At 52.4% G+C, this 18,463-nt stretch carries 20 protein-coding genes; all 20 read right to left on the reverse strand.

What is annotated here, in order from left to right:
• Position 1: 1 nt before the first annotated feature.
• Positions 2 to 4,858, reverse strand: coding sequence for a tape measure protein (locus KW808_RS09875; RefSeq protein WP_003861790.1), 4,857 nt, complete (start codon positions 4,856 to 4,858; stop codon positions 2 to 4).
• Positions 4,859 to 4,931: 73 nt separating this feature from the next.
• Positions 4,932 to 5,288 carry a hypothetical protein gene (locus KW808_RS09880; protein WP_003861792.1) on the reverse strand — a complete coding sequence of 119 codons (357 nt, stop codon included), beginning with the start codon at positions 5,286 to 5,288 and terminating at the stop codon, positions 4,932 to 4,934.
• 23 nt (positions 5,289 to 5,311) lie between these two features.
• Positions 5,312 to 5,797, reverse strand: coding sequence for a hypothetical protein (locus KW808_RS09885; protein ID WP_499652019.1), 486 nt, complete (start codon positions 5,795 to 5,797; stop codon positions 5,312 to 5,314).
• 205 nt (positions 5,798 to 6,002) lie between these two features.
• Positions 6,003 to 6,611, reverse strand: a complete 609-nt coding sequence (locus tag KW808_RS09890) for a hypothetical protein (RefSeq protein ID WP_003861795.1) — start codon at positions 6,609 to 6,611, stop codon at positions 6,003 to 6,005.
• A 48-nt stretch (positions 6,612 to 6,659) separates the two neighbouring features.
• On the reverse strand, positions 6,660 to 7,028 hold the full coding sequence (locus tag KW808_RS09895; RefSeq protein ID WP_230622954.1) for a hypothetical protein: 369 nt from the start codon (positions 7,026 to 7,028) through the stop codon (positions 6,660 to 6,662).
• A complete protein-coding gene (locus KW808_RS09900; RefSeq protein WP_144290593.1) occupies positions 7,025 to 7,255 on the reverse strand; it encodes a hypothetical protein in 231 nt (76 codons plus the stop codon). Before KW808_RS09900 ends, KW808_RS09895 begins: the two co-directional genes overlap by 4 nt.
• Entirely contained in the window at positions 7,236 to 7,451 is a 216-nt protein-coding gene (locus tag KW808_RS09905; RefSeq protein WP_003861802.1) for a hypothetical protein, read from the reverse strand. The genes KW808_RS09900 and KW808_RS09905 overlap by 20 nt, the downstream gene beginning before the upstream one ends.
• The gene (locus tag KW808_RS09910; RefSeq protein WP_003861805.1) at positions 7,448 to 7,825 is read right to left on the reverse strand and encodes a hypothetical protein; all 378 of its coding nucleotides are present in this window, start codon (positions 7,823 to 7,825) and stop codon (positions 7,448 to 7,450) included. Before KW808_RS09910 ends, KW808_RS09905 begins: the two co-directional genes overlap by 4 nt.
• A 311-nt stretch (positions 7,826 to 8,136) precedes the next feature.
• Positions 8,137 to 8,346, reverse strand: coding sequence for a hypothetical protein (locus tag KW808_RS09915; protein ID WP_003861808.1), 210 nt, complete (start codon positions 8,344 to 8,346; stop codon positions 8,137 to 8,139).
• A complete protein-coding gene (locus tag KW808_RS09920) occupies positions 8,346 to 9,368 on the reverse strand; it encodes a major capsid protein (RefSeq protein ID WP_003861809.1) in 1,023 nt (340 codons plus the stop codon). The genes KW808_RS09915 and KW808_RS09920 overlap by 1 nt, the downstream gene beginning before the upstream one ends.
• Before the next feature lie 2 nt (positions 9,369 to 9,370).
• Positions 9,371 to 9,742, reverse strand: a complete 372-nt coding sequence (locus KW808_RS09925) for a hypothetical protein (RefSeq protein WP_003861811.1) — start codon at positions 9,740 to 9,742, stop codon at positions 9,371 to 9,373.
• 17 nt (positions 9,743 to 9,759) lie between these two features.
• The gene (locus tag KW808_RS09930; protein WP_144290594.1) at positions 9,760 to 10,338 is read right to left on the reverse strand and encodes a hypothetical protein; all 579 of its coding nucleotides are present in this window, start codon (positions 10,336 to 10,338) and stop codon (positions 9,760 to 9,762) included.
• 105 nt (positions 10,339 to 10,443) lie between these two features.
• On the reverse strand, positions 10,444 to 11,238 hold the full coding sequence (locus KW808_RS09935) for a VG15 protein (RefSeq protein ID WP_003861816.1): 795 nt from the start codon (positions 11,236 to 11,238) through the stop codon (positions 10,444 to 10,446).
• Complete coding sequence (locus KW808_RS09940; RefSeq protein ID WP_003861818.1) at positions 11,239 to 12,816, reverse strand: phage portal protein; 1,578 nt, start codon at positions 12,814 to 12,816, stop codon at positions 11,239 to 11,241.
• On the reverse strand, positions 12,813 to 14,378 hold the full coding sequence (locus tag KW808_RS09945) for a terminase large subunit domain-containing protein (protein WP_231640527.1): 1,566 nt from the start codon (positions 14,376 to 14,378) through the stop codon (positions 12,813 to 12,815). Before KW808_RS09945 ends, KW808_RS09940 begins: the two co-directional genes overlap by 4 nt.
• 69 nt (positions 14,379 to 14,447) lie before the next feature.
• Positions 14,448 to 14,933 (reverse strand): phage terminase small subunit, encoded by a 486-nt coding sequence (locus tag KW808_RS09950; RefSeq protein WP_034983800.1) that lies wholly within the window; start codon positions 14,931 to 14,933, stop codon positions 14,448 to 14,450.
• 249 nt (positions 14,934 to 15,182) lie between these two features.
• Positions 15,183 to 15,473: an HNH endonuclease gene (locus KW808_RS09955; protein WP_003861824.1), complete on the reverse strand. Its 291-nt coding sequence runs from the start codon at positions 15,471 to 15,473 to the stop codon at positions 15,183 to 15,185.
• A gap of 2 nt (positions 15,474 to 15,475) precedes the next feature.
• A complete protein-coding gene (locus KW808_RS09960) occupies positions 15,476 to 15,721 on the reverse strand; it encodes a hypothetical protein (RefSeq protein ID WP_003861825.1) in 246 nt (81 codons plus the stop codon).
• Positions 15,722 to 16,904: 1,183 nt separating this feature from the next.
• Positions 16,905 to 17,384: a hypothetical protein gene (locus KW808_RS09965; RefSeq protein ID WP_051665814.1), complete on the reverse strand. Its 480-nt coding sequence runs from the start codon at positions 17,382 to 17,384 to the stop codon at positions 16,905 to 16,907.
• 30 nt (positions 17,385 to 17,414) lie between these two features.
• Complete coding sequence (locus KW808_RS09970; protein ID WP_003861828.1) at positions 17,415 to 18,392, reverse strand: hypothetical protein; 978 nt, start codon at positions 18,390 to 18,392, stop codon at positions 17,415 to 17,417.
• Positions 18,393 to 18,463 lie beyond the last annotated feature (71 nt).

Here is an 18,463-nt window from a genome sequence, read left to right on the forward strand (position 1 = left end):
GCTATCCTCCCATCATTTGTAGGGTTTTCACCATCATGTCAGCCTTAATTCGGCGACTTACTTCACCAGCATCGACACCATGAATGTTGAACGTCGTACCACCATCAACAGCACGTGCAACCTGCTGGCCTGCGTTGATGCGCTCAAGGAGCCCACGGTTGCGTTGAGCGGCTTCCGCGTTGACCACGAACTCCTGATCAGAAACACGAATCAAGCCAAGGTCATCACGAGGGCCACCAGGGGCAGACACCGAGCCACCGTCTTTAAACGCTGGAATGTTTTTCAGCATCTCAGTCACCGCAGCGGGTAACACTGAAGGTGCTGGTCGGTTTCCTACTACCGCCAGCAGGATGTCATCGAGTGCGCCCTGCATACCCGCCACTGTTGAAGCGCGCTTCGGGCCGTCAGCGACTACCTTTTCCTTAACTTCAGAACCTAAGGTTCCATCTTCTCGGACTTCATAGCGCTTGCCCTCCTTCACCTCAGCTAGATCCTTTTCAAGATCCGTGATCTTGCGTTCAGCTTTTTGGACGGCAAGGTTTGCGGACTCCCGAGATGACGCCGACGCGGTGGATTTCAGCTCCGACACTTTCATCTTTTTGATCCTCAGGTCGTCTTCTGCGTCCTTGAGGTCTTGTTCGAGTTTCGCAACTTTTTCTTCGTCCACCTTGGTGATGGTGCGCTCTTCCTCCAAGGTTGTCGCATCGACCCACTCACCAAAGGCGTTTAGGAACCCTGGGGAGTCGGATAGTCCAAATACTCCGAGTGCGTCAGAAACCTGTCCGGAGACCGCTTCTTGAGCAGTCAGACCAGCCAGCTCCGACCACGTCTTAGGTGATTTAGCTGCAGACCCACCGGAGGATGAAGAATACCCACTACTACCTGACCACTGGGCGCCTGGATCGTATTCTAAAGATTCATAATCAGAATCAGAATCAGCCCCGCCAGATAACTTTAAGTGGGCGTGATCTGTGTACTGCGGGTGATCAGCAGGGGCTGCACCGCCACCAATCTGACCATTACCACGACCACCACCCATCTCAACGTTTACTCCATCGATGGTGCCAGATGTGTGTCCACCCCATGGCCCACCATTGAACCAGCCCAGATTAAAATCACCTGGGCCGCCCAGGCCTGGCGAAAAGCCCATAGAAGCCAGAGCTTCACGCTGATTTCCAGTAGCAAAACGAGCAGCAAATGGAGCTAGCCCAACCGCAAAACGAGCCAGCGCAGCCATAGCGCCAGAACAGTCTCCCCAGTTAATCCCAGCCCACTGGTACAGCGCCCCTTCAAGGGAACGGGAGGCAACGTAACCATCGACGGTCTCGCCACGAGCAAACCGCAGGATAGAATTAGCCGGTTTGCCTAACTGTCCACCGTCTTCCAACTTCTGCAGATGATGAACACTCGGATCGTTGCGGTTAATTAGCTGCAATGCACGGTCGTATTTGGCAGACGATCGACCGTTAATAACCCACTCGTTTCTATCCAGTCGGGCGATTGGTGCCCCACCGGAATCCACTGCGAGAAAACCGTCGGTGATTTCAGTACCGGGACCAGACGACGGCAGACGATAACCTTGATGTCGAGCGCCACCGGCATAGGCTGGAATCCTGCCACCGGTATGCCATGAACTGCCGCCACCCCGGCCAGAAAAACCAGAAGTGAACACAGTGGTGGCCGTGATCGTGACCGTCTTATCTTTCAGCTCATTCATCTTTAGTTTGGACTGGTCAACAGCGTTAAACAGTGGTTGACCGTTTGCGTCCAAAGTAGGTTTACCTGACGTATCAGCCCCAAGAGCTGCAAGCATTCCATGTGAAGTGCTGATGCCAGCATTGAAAAGATCACGCTGCAGATCGGCAGTAGGCACCGCAGATAGCCCAGTCAGATAATCCAACTGTCCCTGCGACAAATCCACACCAGCTAGCAGGTCATCAATAATTAGCTTGGCCTGCGGTGTTGGCTCCTGAATGTTCAAAGCGTCAAGAATCGCCTGTGCATTAGCAGCCGATCCCTCAAGCACATCAGTGTTGAGCAACACCTCAGGAGATACCTCAAGGCCATCAAGATCAGACATCATCAGAATAAGATCAGCGAGCTTACCCTGAGCATCCTCAGCCTCCGCAGAAACTAGAACGTTCTTAGACCCTGGGATGTTTTCAACCTCAAAGCCAGCATCCTGCAGCGCAGCCTTGGCATCGTCTGTCAGAGCGGATAGCTTCACTTCCTGCCCCGGAGGAATCCCCTCCATAGCAGCCCATACTTCACCAAGCTCTGTAACAGCTTCGTCCGCACCGCTCAGTGCAAGCGCCACCTCCATCTCGCGAGGCAGCAGGCCATAAGTGCGAACAAGCTCCTGCATCTTCTCATCGGTCAAGCCGAACTCAGACTGCAGAGCAGACAGGGCAGGTGCCATGTCATTAAACGCCTGCTGAGTGTCACCACCGTTGACTGCAACATTCTGCAGCTCACCACGCAGATTAGTCAGCGTGCTAGAAAGATCACGCGCCCCCTCATTAGTGGGGTCGAGCTTGCCCTCCATATTAAAGAGAGCGTCACCCATCTGCTCAAAAGGACGCTCCGCACCAGTAGCAGCTTTCACGATTTCATCGACCGCTTCGGCTGCATCCATCATGGCCTGCTCGGCATCCTTTGGAGCCAGTCCCATAGCTTGCATGAGGGATTCAAGCGCACCGAGTTTATCGTTCGCGTTGCTTGAAGAATCTGCCAAAACATCAATCGCAGACGCAGCCTGCGCCACAGCGGGATCTAGCTCACGAGCGTCCTTGGTGGTCTGCTCAATAACTGAGCGCGCACCCTCAAGCTGGTCTGCTGCAATATCACTCGAACCGCCAGTCTCCCGAAGATGGCTAATCAATGCGTTATATTCGGGGCCACCTTCAGCAACTACCTTATTGAGATCATCGACAGGAATGCCTAAATCTTTCATGGCAGTCTCAAGCTCGCTAGATGCCGATTTCACATCCGCCATTTGCTGGCGATGATCCTGCCACGCGCTGGTATTAAACAGGCGGTCATACCATGCGGTATCGCCTGTGCCGATCTGTCCAATCCAGTTGTCTAGCGCTTTGCCTTGCTCGGTGAAAGCCGCAAGCTCATTTCCTGCGACACGAGCAGCAGCAGCTAAAGCCTGCTCATTCAATACGCCAGTAGTGCCAGCTACTGCAGACCGCAACTCAGCTTGTGCGGAAGCGGAATCACGAGCAGCTGCAGCCATAGCCTCTTGAGCTACCTCAGCTTTTTGGTTCGCCTGAACAATGCCAGTAACCACCACGCCAGCAGCAGCCAGCCCAGCGCCCCACGGGCCACCAAACAGGTTAAGAACGCCACTAGCAGCACCTTTTAGTCCACTGAACCCAGCAGAAAGGAACGACGTAGTGCGGTTGAGCTTCCCGCCCTCCACAGAAGCATTATTAAGCGCTGTTCCCATCTCGGAGAATGTCTTATTGCTCGACATTCCCATCGCCTGAGTGACAGCTTCAAATGTGGAAATCTCACGACCTGTCGACGCGTAGTACGCCTTCAAGTCTTTCACTGTGGCACCCCATTCAGAGGTGGTTTTCTGCATTGGCGATGTTAGACCGGAAATCTTTTCCAACACATTAGGGATAGTTTTAAAGCCTGCGTATGCAGCGACCGCAGCCATCACAATCGACGGATGATCATTCATCAGGCCCGTGATCATCTCAAGCGGTGGTGTAGCCAGCTTCGCAGCCGCACCAATCCCCTCAAGACCTACCAAAGCGAGCTGCCACGACCCGACACCCAGCGCAGCAGATGCCTTCGCAATAGCACTACCGGCAGACATCATGACCGGGGCAAGCTCACGTCCCGCACCCACAACGTCTTTGATGACAACGCCAGTCTGAGCAAGTAATGATTGCACCTGATCAGAGCCACGGAACGCATTAAACGCTTCAACCGAAGAGTTCTTGAAAGCAATCAGGCCAGGAACCGCTGTGCCCTGCAACCACTCAGAGGTAGATGCAGCCAAAGGCTTCAGACGAGCATTTACATCGTCCAATAGCCCGGTGACACTACCAAACCCCTGCTTAGACAGATCAAAGAAAGGTTCAAGGGCAGTCGCACCAACACGTCCAAGCGCAGCACCCATATTGGCAAGCGCACCTTGGAAGGTGTTACCTGCTTCCAGCGCTGCACCACCAACCCCCTTTTCAAGGGCGTTTTGGAAAGTCTCAAAGCTGATCTTGCCTTCAGATGCCATTTTGGATGCTTCTTCAGCGGTGACGCCCATCTCCGAAGCAACCATCTGCAAAATAGGGATACCAGCGTCCATCAACTGGTTCGCAACATCCATTTGCATTTTGTTTGACGTAGCAACTTTATTGATAATGGAACCCATATCGGACATCTCCATGCCCGCAATGGTGGCAGCGTCACCCGTCAGCTTCAGTGTGCGCTCAAGTTCCTGACCAGGCTTAATACCAGCGGCCACGGCAGAAGCCGCAACACCCGCTGCAGCGTCCAAACCAAACGCAGTACCAGACACTGAAGCAAGCGCGTTGTCCATAATGGACTGGACCGACTGTGCATCATGCCCCAAGCCTTTAAGACTTGCCTGGGCATTCTCGATGCCCGTCAAGCGTCCCATGCCCTTACCAATGGCAGTGGCGATCACGCCACCAGCAGCAAGACCAGCACCAGCAACCGTGGCCTTAAGCGTTGTCCCTAAAGCGGAAGAAAGTTTTCCGCCCATAGATTTGCCAGAGCGTTCAGCAACCGGATCAAGACCATCCAACGCCTTAGACACGCCAGGGGTAATCTTGCTCACTTCTGGCAAAATGCTGATATATCCCACGCCTAATTCAGCCACGGCAACCCCCTTTTAAACACGGAAAACCCCGACTGGATTCCTCTCCAATCGGGGCACTACAACCTCTTGAGACCTACTGGTCTCCCCTCTCACGCCTCATCGACGCAGCAACATCACGCGATTCAGCCTCACTAACACGCCTCGGACTATCCCCACCACCTGCGCCATCAATAAGCGTCGACAGTAAACGAGGCAGACGATCCTCAGACCCAGCCTGTGCATACGCGATATCCCACAAAGCATCATGCAGAGACATTAGAAGCTGATTCTCAACTCGCATCAGCTCTTTCTTACGGGTAGCTTTCTCCGCAGCTTCCGGCGCAACCTTCCGCCAAAAATTCGACTCCGAACCCAACGACCCCATAAAAGCCCGCAGGTCAGTCCACATCAACGAACGCCCAACCTCAGACAGCGACCTCCCCACCGCCATAAGGTCAGCCCTGAGAGCGTCAGCTACTCCTGGGTCTCCGAAGACGACGTGGTGGAGCCTTCGGATTCCCCCGGCTTCACCCCAGACAGCTTCTCCCACTCCTTAACGATCTCACTGATATAGCGAGGCAACAGCTTGTCAATCGCATCAGTCTTCGCCTTGGTGTCATTGAAAAACTTCAGAAAGTAGCGATTCAGCTCAACCGGATTGTTATTCGGGCTGACATTGATCAGGTGACTAAACTTATTGATCCGTGCCAGTGCCTCATCCACAGCACCTTCATCTAGGGCACCCTGCTTCTGAAGCTCTGCAAGCTCACGCTCAGCAACCTGAAGAGACGCCGCGTTCAGCACGTCAGTCGTGCGCAGCTTCGCCAAACCCTCATTCATCGCCTGCACCTGATTAGGCGACCAGCAATCCATAGGAGGCAAAGAAATTGTCACAAACTTATCTTTCCCAGTAGGGATTTCAAACTCAATATCTTCAAACGCATCAATGCGAATAGCCATGTGGACCAGGCCCCTTTCAAAAAATTTATTGTGCAGACCGGGCAAACGTTTATGGCCCTCCCGGCAAAAGCGGGCGGCCCGGTCCAATGGAAAACAAAAATCCCGAAATCTTGCCGGGAGAGAAATGGTGGCAGCATTTATATCCCCCGCTGCCAGGCCCCGGGGTTTAGTACTCAGGCCACCACGTAGGCAGACCAGAGGCTTTTCAGCCTTCACCGCCAGAAACCAGTGGGGCACCGTCGTCGCGGTACTCCACAACGTTTCCACCGCGTAGCTCCGTCGAAACTGGAGGGAAGGTTTTAATAGTCACTGTGCGCTTAGTGGTCGCACCGTGCGCATCAGGCGTAGTAGTCACGCTGGTTACACGACCACGCTCAACCACATAAGTTTTCTTCTTCGACCCATACGCAGTACGCGCAACGAAAGAAGAAATAGGAAGCTGCTCATCAGTGTGATAAATAACGCGCTTAGTGCCATCAGAGCTGGTTGCTTCAGTTTTTACAACATTCGCGTCACCAAATGACGTCTTCAGTACTGCGTCATTGTCATCCTCAAGCAGAGTGATTTCGATCGTCTCGTCATACTCAGTCTGAAGGTCGATGAAGGTGCCACCACCGAACATCTTCTCGTCAGTAGACGTACGATTTTGAGTGATGTTCACGCCATCAGGTCCGACCGCACCATGGTCCTCAAACTCAGATCCTGGAAGAGCAGTGGCATCAGTAGGGAGTGTGGCACCAATTGGGCCACGATAGAAAACGCCACCATCAATAGGTGGACGACCAACAAAAGCATTCATGACATTAACGGCCATGGGTTTTTCCTTTCAGAATTTCGTGGACCGAGCCTGAAAGAACGCGGACTACAAGAAGATCTGTAGACCGCCAGTAAATTGGAACCGAACATGATTCGGGTCAGGGGAATCAAACGGCTGAAGATTCCAATCCGACGCCGTTAAATTAATTCCATGACTCACAAGGCTCAGCCAAGCGGAATGCACCTGCTCAGCCAACCTCTCCCCCGCTACCTCAGACCCCGCATAAACCTCCACGAGGAAACGCGGCATCGAGGTTCCGAATTCTGGGCGAGCAGAACCAATCCGTGACACAACGACATGCTCAAGGGGGCGCGGGTCAGGAATCTTCGTAGACACCCGCACCCCAGGAAGTGCCTCAGATAATGCTTGAACTGCAATGACTTGGGATGCAGGAGCCGCTGGAAACATCGTCATCCCAACACCCGAATCAGCGTGTTATCGCGACGATTCCGGCCAATTGCAGACCACGTATCCGGATACACAATCCCGCGATAGCGAGACCTGCCCTGCTGATAGGACGCGACAAACCCATCACCCGCTGCAGCAGCAAGGTGTTCGGTATGACGATTCACCAAGTCCTGAGCAATGGGTCCTCGGGCAACTTCTTCCAACCCAGGACGATTAGGTACATACTTCGCCATTCGTGTCCCACCTCGCCCTCAACCAGCCACCGGGGCTAAATGCGGCTTTCACTCGCGTCATGGCCTCATCCTCGAAGCAAATCAACGAGCCACCATCAAACGACAGCGCCGAGCATTCAACTGCGTCCTCAATATTGGAAATGTTCCCAAGGCCGTCATCTTCAATATGGGGACGCTCCACCAAGAGCCAGCTCATGGTTTCACCTCCGACAAATTGACGACCTCAAGTCCTGGATCCCAGCCGAAAGGGTTGAAAGAGTAATTTTCAGGCTTACCGACAACCTCCATGAGGCTGTCACGATCCGGTAACCGCACCGCGTCACGAGCAGAGAAAGCGCCAACCGGGGCTAGGAGTTCGACATCAACCGTGAGACGATCATGGCCAGCGAGCTTCGGCTCATCCGACGAAGGTGATGACCAACCAGCAACCTTTACCGGCGCACTGACCTCAACATCCACCCACACGTCGTTATTAAGCTCGTCGACTTCATGCTGACGCTCACGCCGCACATGCTCCACCTCAAAGCGAAGCAGTCCCTCTCTACCGGATAGGAACAGAGAACGCGCCATGTCGCCACCTCCGCAAAAGCTTCCGGTCAGCACGCGTCAACCACGTCCCCCCATCAGTCGAACCAGACGTCAATTGCACAGTCTGAGAGAAGGGGCCAGCAGAGTTTTGCACACTGTCTAACCCCGTAGGAACATCCCCAGCATTCAGCGCACGAAGCACCATCCGGCGACATACCAACTTCACTCGATCAGGAACCGGATCCGGGATGCCCTTAGTGCAAAACGCCTCAATATGGGCTGTTGCATCCTCGATCAAGTCTTCAGCTTCCAAGGCTTGCACCTCACCAAGCCCCCCGACTCGTTCCTCAATGTCACTTAGAGGAATCAACTGCCTCATCAGTACCTGCCTCCTTACTAGAGTCTGGCACCTCCTTGGACGGTGCAATGGCAGACTCCTCAGCAGTGAGGTGCTTCCCCACCTTCACCCCACGAGGAATAACATCACCCGCTTGAAGCGCTACAGTGCCGGACTTTCCATGCACATGCACCACACCGAAAAGATCACCACGAATCTTCGCCATTAGAGAACCTTCGCAACCATAGAAGCATCAGGGTTCTCAAGGATCGGAAGGACGACCGCGTTAGCACGACCCCAAATGCCGTAAGGGTCATCCTGCTTCAACGTAGCTGCCAAAATTCCCGGAGCCTCAGAAATCGCATATTCCGGTGCAGTCGCCTCGGCGGTACGACCCCACACAGTACGACCAAGCTCAGAAGTACCCGCAGCAGGCAACAGCAACACACTGTCCTGATCGACAAAGTGGCGAGTGGTGCCACCAACATTCAGACGACGATCATAAGTCTGAATGTTACGAAGACCAGCCTCCTGCAAAATGCTGATCACCATCGAATCAGTAACGATCGACGGAGTGGCGAGAGTGCCGACGAGAGCGCTTCGTACCTCTTCAGAACGCTTCAACGCTGCCATTGCAGTACGAGAAATGATCGCATTCTCAGGTGGGACACCGTTGACTGCAATGTAGTCAGTAACCCATGCCTCAATATCCTGCAGAGGAGTAGCTGCTGCAGCATCGGACCACAGGTTAGCGACAGTCTTAGAGTTTCCTGCACGACGCCCCATATCGGCGTTGACCTTGAACCCAAGGTCATTGATCTGAATTCGCCCAGTCTGAATAAGGCTCGCACGAGCCAGCTCCACGCGATCAGAGACCGCACGAGTGACACGCTCAATCACCTTCAGGATGCTCTTCTTCTGAGCAAGCTCGCCGGAGTTAGAGGCAGCCAGAATTGAATCAAGCTCACCGATACGTTCCTTACGGGAAACCGGCGGAAGATCAATAGTGACACGCTCTACATTGTCAGAACCTCCAATTGAAGATTCAGCATCCCACGCACGGTAAGTCGCTGCCTCAGGCAGACCATTATCAGTGCGGTAGAAGCGTACTGAGGTGTCATCCACAGTCTCGTCCGGGAGGAACGCCGCGAGGCTTCCCTTCGCTTCTTGGGATTCCTTTTCCATAAGGGACTTACGCGCAAACGCGGACAGCTCCTCCGGATCAAAAATTTCAGTCCACAGCTGCATTCTTACTCATCACCTTTCACAAGATTAAAAAGACCATTGACGCCAGCAGTCAAAGTTGGCGCCTGATCAGGGAGACGATCCACCAGCACACGACCGTGATCCAGCATCGCTGCCACCACATCTTCACCAGTGTTTGGCTGGTCGGTGAGCAAGAACCCAGCAAGGGTGTCACTCGCCGGGTCAGTCAAAGGCTCATACAGCCCCGCAGTTCCCGCTTTCAGTGGTAGACCTGCCTGCAAGAAACCATCAAACTTCTCAGCAGTGATGGACGTTGCAGCAATAGTGACGGTGCGGGCATTCCCCACACCATGTCGAGACCCAAGCCACGCTTGATCTCCCGATCCAAAAGTTTCAACACGACGGTTGAGATTCATTTCCTTGTTCCTAACTTTTATTCGTTCGGTTTGCCATGCAACAGCTGGTAGAGCTCACTACCCCGATCCGCTGAATGGCTTTGATTGAAGGTCTCGACGGTGGGCTGGAAATTCTTCAGCACCTGCACCGACGCCGCTTTCAGCGCATCTCGGAATCCCTCATCTTCAGGATCAAGTTCCGACACGCTCTGCTCAAACGACTTCGAGTCCAGGAGAGCACCGATCTCTCGGGCATCAGCGTCAAGACCAATCAGTCCACGAAATACCGCGTTCTCCTTACGCTCCGCCGCGGCTTCAGCTTTGGCCTGCGCAACATCATCGCTGGTTGGGCGTGCAGCAAGCTCAGACTGCACAGCTTCAAGGTCTTTCAGGTTCTTCCGTGCGCGGTCTTCCCACTTACGAGCATGAGACTTCCACGCATCTTCGCCCTTCGGAGAATCGCCAGAACCGGACTCTTCCTCTTCTGACCCCTTGCCAGCGTCATCTGACTTTCCGCCATCAGAATCACCAGAATCGGAGCTACCGACCCCACCTGCCTGACCACCATCAGCACCTTCAATGAAGCGGAGCCATGGACGATGATTTTTCGTAAACATAAATTGCACTTCTTCCTCATGCATTTCCGCATGGACTCTTCGCCCACACTTTGCAGCGCGGGCATGAAAAAACCACCCAAGAACCCCCTGGGTGGATAACCGTTTCTACTTCTTTAACTGCCTCATCGCGGCAGTAACCTTCGCCATCGTGATCGGCCCCTCAATAAGCCGAACCGCAGCATCGTATTCCTCCTGGTACTGCGATGTCCGGTCAGGCAAACTCAACGACAAGCCACCACCAGAGGGAGCGACAACGCACCTGCAATGGTCGTGATATTTCTCAGCATGTTTTTGCTCACCACGGATACGCCCAGCTTTCAATCGACGTCCACGGAACTTACCCGTCGTGCCCACATAATGATTCTCCCGCCCTGACATACCGACACCGCTTGCGCGGGCTGCACTGCCATAAACCGCGCCACGGGAGGCCAGCACCTTACAGAATTCACACACGTCACCATCACCGCGTGTCACACGAGCCCACCGCATGCTATTCGCCTCAGCGAACGCTTTCACAGTGTCACGTTCAGCACCAAACACGTGCTGTTGGACAACGCTTGACAACCGCAACAACGTATTCCCAGTGCCAGTAAAAAGTGGTGCTGTACCCCAACTAACCTGCTTGGTGAGCTGTTCAATGGACGGTGTGCCACTGGCAACCTGTGGGACACGCTCCGGCATTAGTTCATCGAGCCAACCTTCAGTCAACAGTGCAGCATCACCGCCGAACGTGGCGACAATATCGGCAACAGCTTCCTCAAGATAGCGTTGCGCCATCCGAGGATCCATCTCCAACGACCGTTGAAACACCGCCGACAAATCCCGCATCGCAAGATCATTGACCCAGTTAAGTTGATTCCTCAGCGTTCCCCAATCCACCGTCCGAATCGCCGTCGTCATTTAAGCCTCCTCCAACGAAGAAGCCCTACTCTCAACAGGAACCGCACCAGTGAACTCAATACCCGACAAGCCCACACGATCAGCAGCACCTTCAGGATCGACACCAGCACGAATCAACGCACCAAGCGCATCGGCCTGCGCCTTCACCTGACTGTAATCCGTCTCAGGCGCCCCCGAGGAGATCTCTGCAGGTTGCCCAGCGGCAGCTTGCGCCACCATTGTCCGATACGATGCCCTACGCTCGTCAGCCTCCAAGCGCCGGATCTCAGAAGGCGACAACCCAGCACGCTCACGGGCCACACGAGATGACCCCGGCAACACACCAGCACCAATCATCTTCGTCGACGCATCAGCATCAGCCGCCTTCGTTGGCGACGACGCATCCCGCCACTGAGGATCCACCCCTAGGAACGCACGCCGGTCAATCTCAGACGACAGACCCCCACCTGATTCAAACATTGAATACAAAAGCATCCCAATGTTCGTCAAATCCGGGTTGGCAAGCTCCTGCATATTCTCCACCGAACGCACCAACCGCTCCTGCCACGCACGCAACGAATCACCAGACGGCAAGTTAGCAGTCTCGAAACCCAAATACGCAGCAGGAATACCCGTAGCCCCAGACAACTTCTGCGAATAAACCTTCAGCTGCTCCATAAACGGAGTAGGAGGCGCAGTCGCAAACTCCCCCACCTTAACCTCAGGGTCCCCCGGCTCCGGAGGTGGGAACATCAACATCTGATCCGCAGCAGCTCTCATCCGAGCTTCTTTTTTCTCTTCAGCTGTGGAATCCTCATCCAGACCGAAAAGCTCCATGTCCGCGTTCAACGCCCACCGCTTCGGCATAATGTAATACTCGCGGTTGATTTCCATCCCCAACATCGTACGAACCGCAGCATGAGTGTAATAAGTAACCGCAGGAGTAATCTCCGAACGCCCCTGCCACTTATTAGGCGACAAACGGTTACGCATCCTAGACATCGCAATCATATGACCAGGAATCTTCAACCGGCCAATAACCCGAGACCTACTCCAACGATGCTCATACACCACAGTCTCACCAGGAAGATACAAAAACTCCCAGTAAGTACCCTCATTCCAAGACGTTTCAGTACGCCGATAACCGGCAACCGGACGACCCCGCAAAGGATCCCACAACACAGTCGCATTCGACGGATGAGCCGCAGACATAACCGGCGACTCATCCCTATCAAGCTGATCAACAGACAGAAACGCAACTCCGCAAGTCATCGCATCTAACGTTGATTCAGAAACCGCCAATGCCGCTTTCGATTCCGTGAAAACATCATCCATCCCCAGACGACCGTCATCAGCCCAACCCTGAAACTGCAGGCGCTCATGACGGATATCCACGACCGTCTTAGGCCAATCCGAAACGACACCAATATTCGCCAAGCTAGGAGGAACCGCAATCTCCAAATTCCGCACTTTAGCGGTGCCGTCATACAACGCTGATTTCAGCCTATTCCGATACCGATTTCTCGAAACCTGAGCACGAGCCGCCTCAAGCAAGCTTTTCTCAGCAAGCAAATTCTGTGCCGAATTAACCAAACTCAAAAGAACGACCCCCTCTTCCTCTTCGCTCGACGCGAACCAATACCAGCCGCAATCGCATCCAAACACGCCTTATACGCCAACATCGACGCATACGTCGCATCAATCTTGTCCGGAGACTTCGGAAACTCCTTGTACAACAAATACCCAGACCTAGTGGCACGACGACGAGCATTCATGAAATGCCGAAGCAACGCCGACGACTGAGACATCGAAATCTCCCCCGCCACAATCGCCTGCCTCAACAACTCCACCATCTCCGACACCCGTGAATCCTTGCCACGAGGCCATGCAGCAATAGGCTCAGAACGAGAAGCTCTTACACGCAAACGCCTGTGATACTTCGCTTCCCAATTGGCGACCTGGCCAGACCATCCAGACGGATCCGCATAAAACCCGACCACGTTAAAACGTTGAAAACAGTCCTCCACACGACTATCAACGTCGAGAACGTTCGGCTGCCAATCCTGACTGTCATTCGGGCCGGCCTCCCACACCCCAACCTCAAAAAGGTGCTTATCCGATACCCTCATCCCCACAAGGGCAGTCGCATCAGCTTTACCACGCACACGACCACGCGAACCATCAAAACCAAGCACAATCGTGTCACCATCATCAATCCGCTTAGCAGGGTCAATGATGGCGCGCATCTCAGGCTGAGAAACATAAGCATCAGCAGCCTGCGTAATCTGATTCAAAAAATACTGACGGGCATGCTGGGGGTTCATCCGAGGATTCAAAATGTCATCGATGATTGGCTCCAAATCACGCCAACCACCATTCTCCATCGCAGAATCCCCATAGGTATAAAGCAAGCCCTCACGCAAAGACTGCCGATCAGCCAGATCAGTTTCCGCCGGGGCTTCACGATGATCCACAAGAATATTAGACACTTTCGTCTTGCCCTCCGCCATCATCTCCGCAATCTTGAACGACTCTTCAGCCACAGAGTTCGACCCAGGAACATAACTATTCGGCGTCTCCAACGAACGTCCACCAGTACCTGAAAGGTTCCTGCGTACAACCTCAGCCAAATGCCGAGACTGTGCATTATCCCAGGATTCAGTCTGATCCAACGCCACAAACACAGGACGCTGCCCCTCTTTAGATCGACCAGCGGAAGTAATGTACTCCATCCGACCGCGAGGCAAAGCCACGAAACTATCCAAAGGATCAACATCGTAATAATCCATCACTGGACCCAAACGAATCATTTCCAGCATCGGGTTAAAAGCATTCAAAGCCTGGTTCTCTTCGGTCGCCGCGAACTGCACGAGCGGTGTCATCACCTCAAGCCACGGCTTCCCCACTGGGCGCCCGTTAGCATCCCAACCATCGAACAACGCAGGCCCAAGACCCTCCCCGATACCAATCGCACCAGTGATCGGCGACTTACCCCATTTCTTCGCCCTCGATAAAATCGCCGAGCGATAAACAAACCTGCCAGTACGAGGATCCAGGCGGTAAAAGTCCAAGATGAACTGTGCTTGCTCATTCGTGAGCACCAGGGGCTCATACTCGCCACGATCAGGTCGAGCCAGCATCTCCGAGTACCACGAAAGCATTTCCCAACCCAAGGTCGGAAATTCTCCGGGATACTCAGGCTTCCAAGGCAACCAAAATCACCCCTTCAACTAATCCACGGCCTTCAACCCCTCATACGGGCCACGCCTATCCGCGCCAGCCGTAGACGACCTACGACGAGTCTCAGCTTCATCAGCCTGAGCAAACACAATCTTCAGGCGGGCACGATCCTCCGGAGTCGCACCAAACTTCGCAGCACGAATCCGCAACTCAGCCGCAGCCTTCGTATCTCCGCTCCAATGACGCGCATGCACCAGGGCCGTATCTAAAAGCTCTGACCAATCATTGTCCGTAAAATCACGAGCCAACGGCGACTGCGCCCACATCTCCCACCAACGCTTAGTAGCAGCCGGCCACACGAATCTGCGTTTTTTCTGATTACCTTCCTCATCAGTTTCAGTGACGTAAAAGGTTGGCAACGCAGGCTGGTCAGTGGGATTGATTTGAATAACCTTCTGGCTATCCTGACGCTTCTTACGGTTACTTGCCCTGCTTAATCGTGCGGGGTCTTTAGGAGGTGGGCCTACTCCTGCCATGTAAATCCCCCCTTCCCTCATGTTCCACTTTCAAGATTGAAAAGGGGATACCAATAATACTATTGAGCTGGGCTGTTAATGATTCGGAATTTATAGTTCTCAAAATCGCCAGACTATTGCAGACATTTAGCGCCATTGCCTTCCGCGAAATCTTTTGCCTGGTCGGAGGGGTCTCCCCCTGGGTCTATAAGTAAAGCCCGATCAATTGGAGAACTTTCACACACCTTTACCTATTGATTGGGTTTTGGTTCAAACGAGTCCCGGATGACGCTCCACAGGGAACAGTCCTCGTGCTTTGCGGACTGCTCGTGCTTCTGCGGCTTCGCGTTGTGTTTCTGCCTTGTGACATGCTGAGCACACTGCGCGTTTGTTTGCGTCCCGCCAGTAGTTCGAATTCCTTGAGTTGTCAATATGGTCCACTTCGGTGGCGACACCTGTGCATCGTGGGCCACTGATCTGGCATCGGTAATCATCACGGCTGAGGATTCGTTCGCGTTCTTTGCTGGTTGTGTGTGGCTTATTGCCGTTCTCCCACGCCATGACTATTCACCACCAAGATTGTCTAACACGGACTGCACGACCAGGCCTTGCTGCGCGAACGCAAGGTCAGCAACTTTATCCCATGCGCTGATCGGATTGTCAGGGTCATTGAGGTTGATCCACACCTCACTGAACACCTGATCGCCTTCATCATTCAACCCTGAAACCATGCAGAACATTCGGTCAGGTGCATGTACTCCCGAGTGCTGCACTGCCGCATCGACCAGTGATTGCGTCTGATTATCCATCAAGTACCTCCCCTCTTTCCCCAATGAAAAACTCCCAGCATCCAAAGAGTGCTGGGAGTTTAAATATTTTATTGTCACTACCCATAAAGATGGTATTCAAAAGTGGTTACGTTTGCCGGATTTACATATACAGTGATTCGGTCATCTCCGAACCTGAACCAATTTCCGGAAACTAGTGCCTCTGTCACACCTTTAATGCCAGCCCCACTAACCTGTTGACTAATGGAACGCCCGTCAACTAAGTGAACTGTTGCTGCATACACTTCAGCCATTATTGGAACTCCGTTTCTACCCAAGGGCGCACTGTTGTGAACCTATAGGAAGTATAAGTGAAGCCCTACATGGAGGGTGCCTCAATTGGTTTCCTTTGTGCGAGGAGTGCTTTTCGACGTCGCTGGTGCGCGTACCCGTATCCACGTTTGGTGGAGCTTGCCTTTTGGCCCATCGGCTTCGCCTCCCCGATTATTCAGTTTTTAAAGTTTGAGCAACGTTAGCTTCAGAAAACTGCACCCAATGTATAACAATCAGATAACGAAATGAACTTAACCAGCTCCATAAATTATGTAGATTGCGCAGATTATGTCGGTTACAGATTTAATTTAACTCCACATGCATCAATATCACTACATGTAGTCAATCAAACTTCTTTACATGCAGTTATTTAAATTAACCCACTACATATAGTGGGTTACCGCCGATGTCCGGGGTGTTCGCTAAAGTATTACTCGCAGCACTTAGTTGTTGTATCCGCTAAGGTCCCCAGGCCTAATTAACGGGCCGCCTTGTCGGGGCCACATAGTGGAGAAAGGCTAGCCTTTGTATAAGGAAAAAGAACACGATCCCCATCAGAACACCAAGATAACCAAAGTGATTCTAATAGGGACCGTAACAACGCTTCTAGGCTTGTTAACTGAAAAGGGTTTTGATTATGTGTGGCAGCACGTAATCACCTTGCTTCACTAACCGCTAGAGGTCTGATGCAGGGATCTTGATTTACAGTCGGGGTCCCTGCATCTTTTTGCTTTATCAGCTGATAAACACAGTATCGCGAAATGTTGCATGACAGCAACCCCATAGAAATGGATCAAACCGTATGGGACTGCATCAAACTGTATAGGACTGTTTCTTCGAATTTAGTTTTTAAAGTTTGAGCGCCGTTGGATCAGGTGGCGCAGAACCTGAGCTATTTTTGTCCACCTTGTTGCAAGAACTCTGGGTCTATTCCTGGATCTGTAGGTTCCGGTAATGATTCCCACTCATATGCCGAGAATACGATTCTAAATGTTAAAAAGAAGCACTCCAGTATTACGAAAACTGCAATCGCAAAAGTAATGCGAACCCATTGATGCTCAACCCAAATAACTGCAATCGCACACCAAAGAGCTGCAACCATCACTGAATACAGCAAGTAAAAGAGCATGTTTCTTGCTATATGCCCATATTCTTTAAGTACCATTTCTTTGTACTTTCCGTTGAGTGAAAGCACAGAAAGACCAGCAAATGACAATCCGCTGGCTACCCCACCTACTGCAGCCACATTCGTCAGCGCCGTACTAATTAGCGTCGATTTTGCATCCCAAGAAAAGAAACCTATAGCGACAGAGAGGCTGAAGAATACGATTACCGATAAAGTTATCTGTGTAACAAATTTTTGCATTTTCACTCCGGCGTCTTGCTAAGTTAGGTTAACCACTCACCTAAGTGTGTACAGTTCCTGCATATCCTGGTTTGCTGCAGCCACCAAAGCAAGAAAAGCGTTATTTTCTTCAATGACTTTCACATTATCCGATGTTTGCTCTAAGGGGAGCGTTCTCTTTCGGGTCATTCTGTGCTTTATAAGATCAACCTCAGTAGTTGCTCCAGCTCCATCTACCATTTTAACTTTGGCAGTAGTCGGTTGTCCGTCTGTCGGTGCAGCAAGTTGACCAAATACAGTATCAAACCACTGCAATAGCTCACCTTCATCGGCAACACTACCCTTGTTAGAAACCACTTTGGCCTCAATTTTGATCCTAATCGCATCATAGTTCTTAGGCCCCGCAACTACAGAATCAATTCCAGTGGCATTTGCGACGTTTTTCCCAAAGTCACCACCAAAGGTGAATGCCTTTAGTCCCTTAGCGTTTTTCAACTTCTTCGCTCGCGCAGAATCAATTACAGGAGCTGCAATGAAATGAAAGTCTGGATTCTTTATAACGCCATTGCTTTTTAAGAACGCGGTAATCCATGATGCATATCGCCCTGCGCGACTCGAAGATTGGGACTCTGCAAGAACCGCGATCATATCGCCAAATGGCAAGTGCCAAACAAAGAGATTATCAACAGGGGCCCATCCCTTAGCTACCCCGACAGGCTGTTGCGCCCCAGAGGATTGATTGTGCTGGTTTGGGATGTAGTCTTTATCGGCTGCCAAGACGACTCCATATGAGGCACTTCCTGGAGCTGGAATTTGTGTAAGTGGAAAATTTTGCTGAAGCTCATCAATTACAGGTTGGCTTAGGAGTCGAACTGTTCCTGTGTGAGCGCGCCCTTCAATTGTCAACGGGAATGGTTTAAAACTATTCGCGTTGAAAACTGCATGCCAATTAATTGTTTGGCTTGCTGGCAGCCCAGTTTGCGAATCCACCAAGCGCCAGAACTGAACCGTCCTGGTGATTTTTTTCTTTGCCATGCGTTCTCCATTCTGTGTTTGATACAGAATATGAGAATTAGCTGGCATTTTTCGCAGTATCGGCAGTAACG

This window comes from [Brevibacterium] flavum, assembly GCF_019317305.1.
In the GTDB taxonomy this organism is placed as follows: domain Bacteria; phylum Actinomycetota; class Actinomycetes; order Mycobacteriales; family Mycobacteriaceae; genus Corynebacterium; species Corynebacterium glutamicum.

Coding starts and splice junctions, on each gene's coding strand:
- KW808_RS09880 (WP_003861792.1), bottom strand. CDS start 5,288: ATGGCGGTGGGGAGGTCGCTGTCTGAGGTTGGGCGTTCGTTGATGTGG.
- KW808_RS09885 (WP_499652019.1), bottom strand. CDS start 5,797: ATGGCTATTCGCATTGATGCGTTTGAAGATATTGAGTTTGAAATCCCT.
- KW808_RS09890 (WP_003861795.1), bottom strand. CDS start 6,611: ATGGCCGTTAATGTCATGAATGCTTTTGTTGGTCGTCCACCTATTGAT.
- KW808_RS09895 (WP_230622954.1), bottom strand. CDS start 7,028: ATGACGATGTTTCCAGCGGCTCCTGCATCCCAAGTCATTGCAGTTCAA.
- KW808_RS09900 (WP_144290593.1), bottom strand. CDS start 7,255: ATGGCGAAGTATGTACCTAATCGTCCTGGGTTGGAAGAAGTTGCCCGA.
- KW808_RS09905 (WP_003861802.1), bottom strand. CDS start 7,451: ATGAGCTGGCTCTTGGTGGAGCGTCCCCATATTGAAGATGACGGCCTT.
- KW808_RS09910 (WP_003861805.1), bottom strand. CDS start 7,825: ATGGCGCGTTCTCTGTTCCTATCCGGTAGAGAGGGACTGCTTCGCTTT.
- KW808_RS09915 (WP_003861808.1), bottom strand. CDS start 8,346: ATGGCGAAGATTCGTGGTGATCTTTTCGGTGTGGTGCATGTGCATGGA.
- KW808_RS09920 (WP_003861809.1), bottom strand. CDS start 9,368: ATGCAGCTGTGGACTGAAATTTTTGATCCGGAGGAGCTGTCCGCGTTT.
- KW808_RS09925 (WP_003861811.1), bottom strand. CDS start 9,742: ATGAATCTCAACCGTCGTGTTGAAACTTTTGGATCGGGAGATCAAGCG.
- KW808_RS09930 (WP_144290594.1), bottom strand. CDS start 10,338: ATGTTTACGAAAAATCATCGTCCATGGCTCCGCTTCATTGAAGGTGCT.
- KW808_RS09935 (WP_003861816.1), bottom strand. CDS start 11,238: ATGACGACGGCGATTCGGACGGTGGATTGGGGAACGCTGAGGAATCAA.
- KW808_RS09945 (WP_231640527.1), bottom strand. CDS start 14,378: ATGCTTTCGTGGTACTCGGAGATGCTGGCTCGACCTGATCGTGGCGAG.
- KW808_RS09950 (WP_034983800.1), bottom strand. CDS start 14,933: ATGGCAGGAGTAGGCCCACCTCCTAAAGACCCCGCACGATTAAGCAGG.
- KW808_RS09955 (WP_003861824.1), bottom strand. CDS start 15,473: ATGGCGTGGGAGAACGGCAATAAGCCACACACAACCAGCAAAGAACGC.
- KW808_RS09960 (WP_003861825.1), bottom strand. CDS start 15,721: ATGGATAATCAGACGCAATCACTGGTCGATGCGGCAGTGCAGCACTCG.
- KW808_RS09970 (WP_003861828.1), bottom strand. CDS start 18,392: ATGGCAAAGAAAAAAATCACCAGGACGGTTCAGTTCTGGCGCTTGGTG.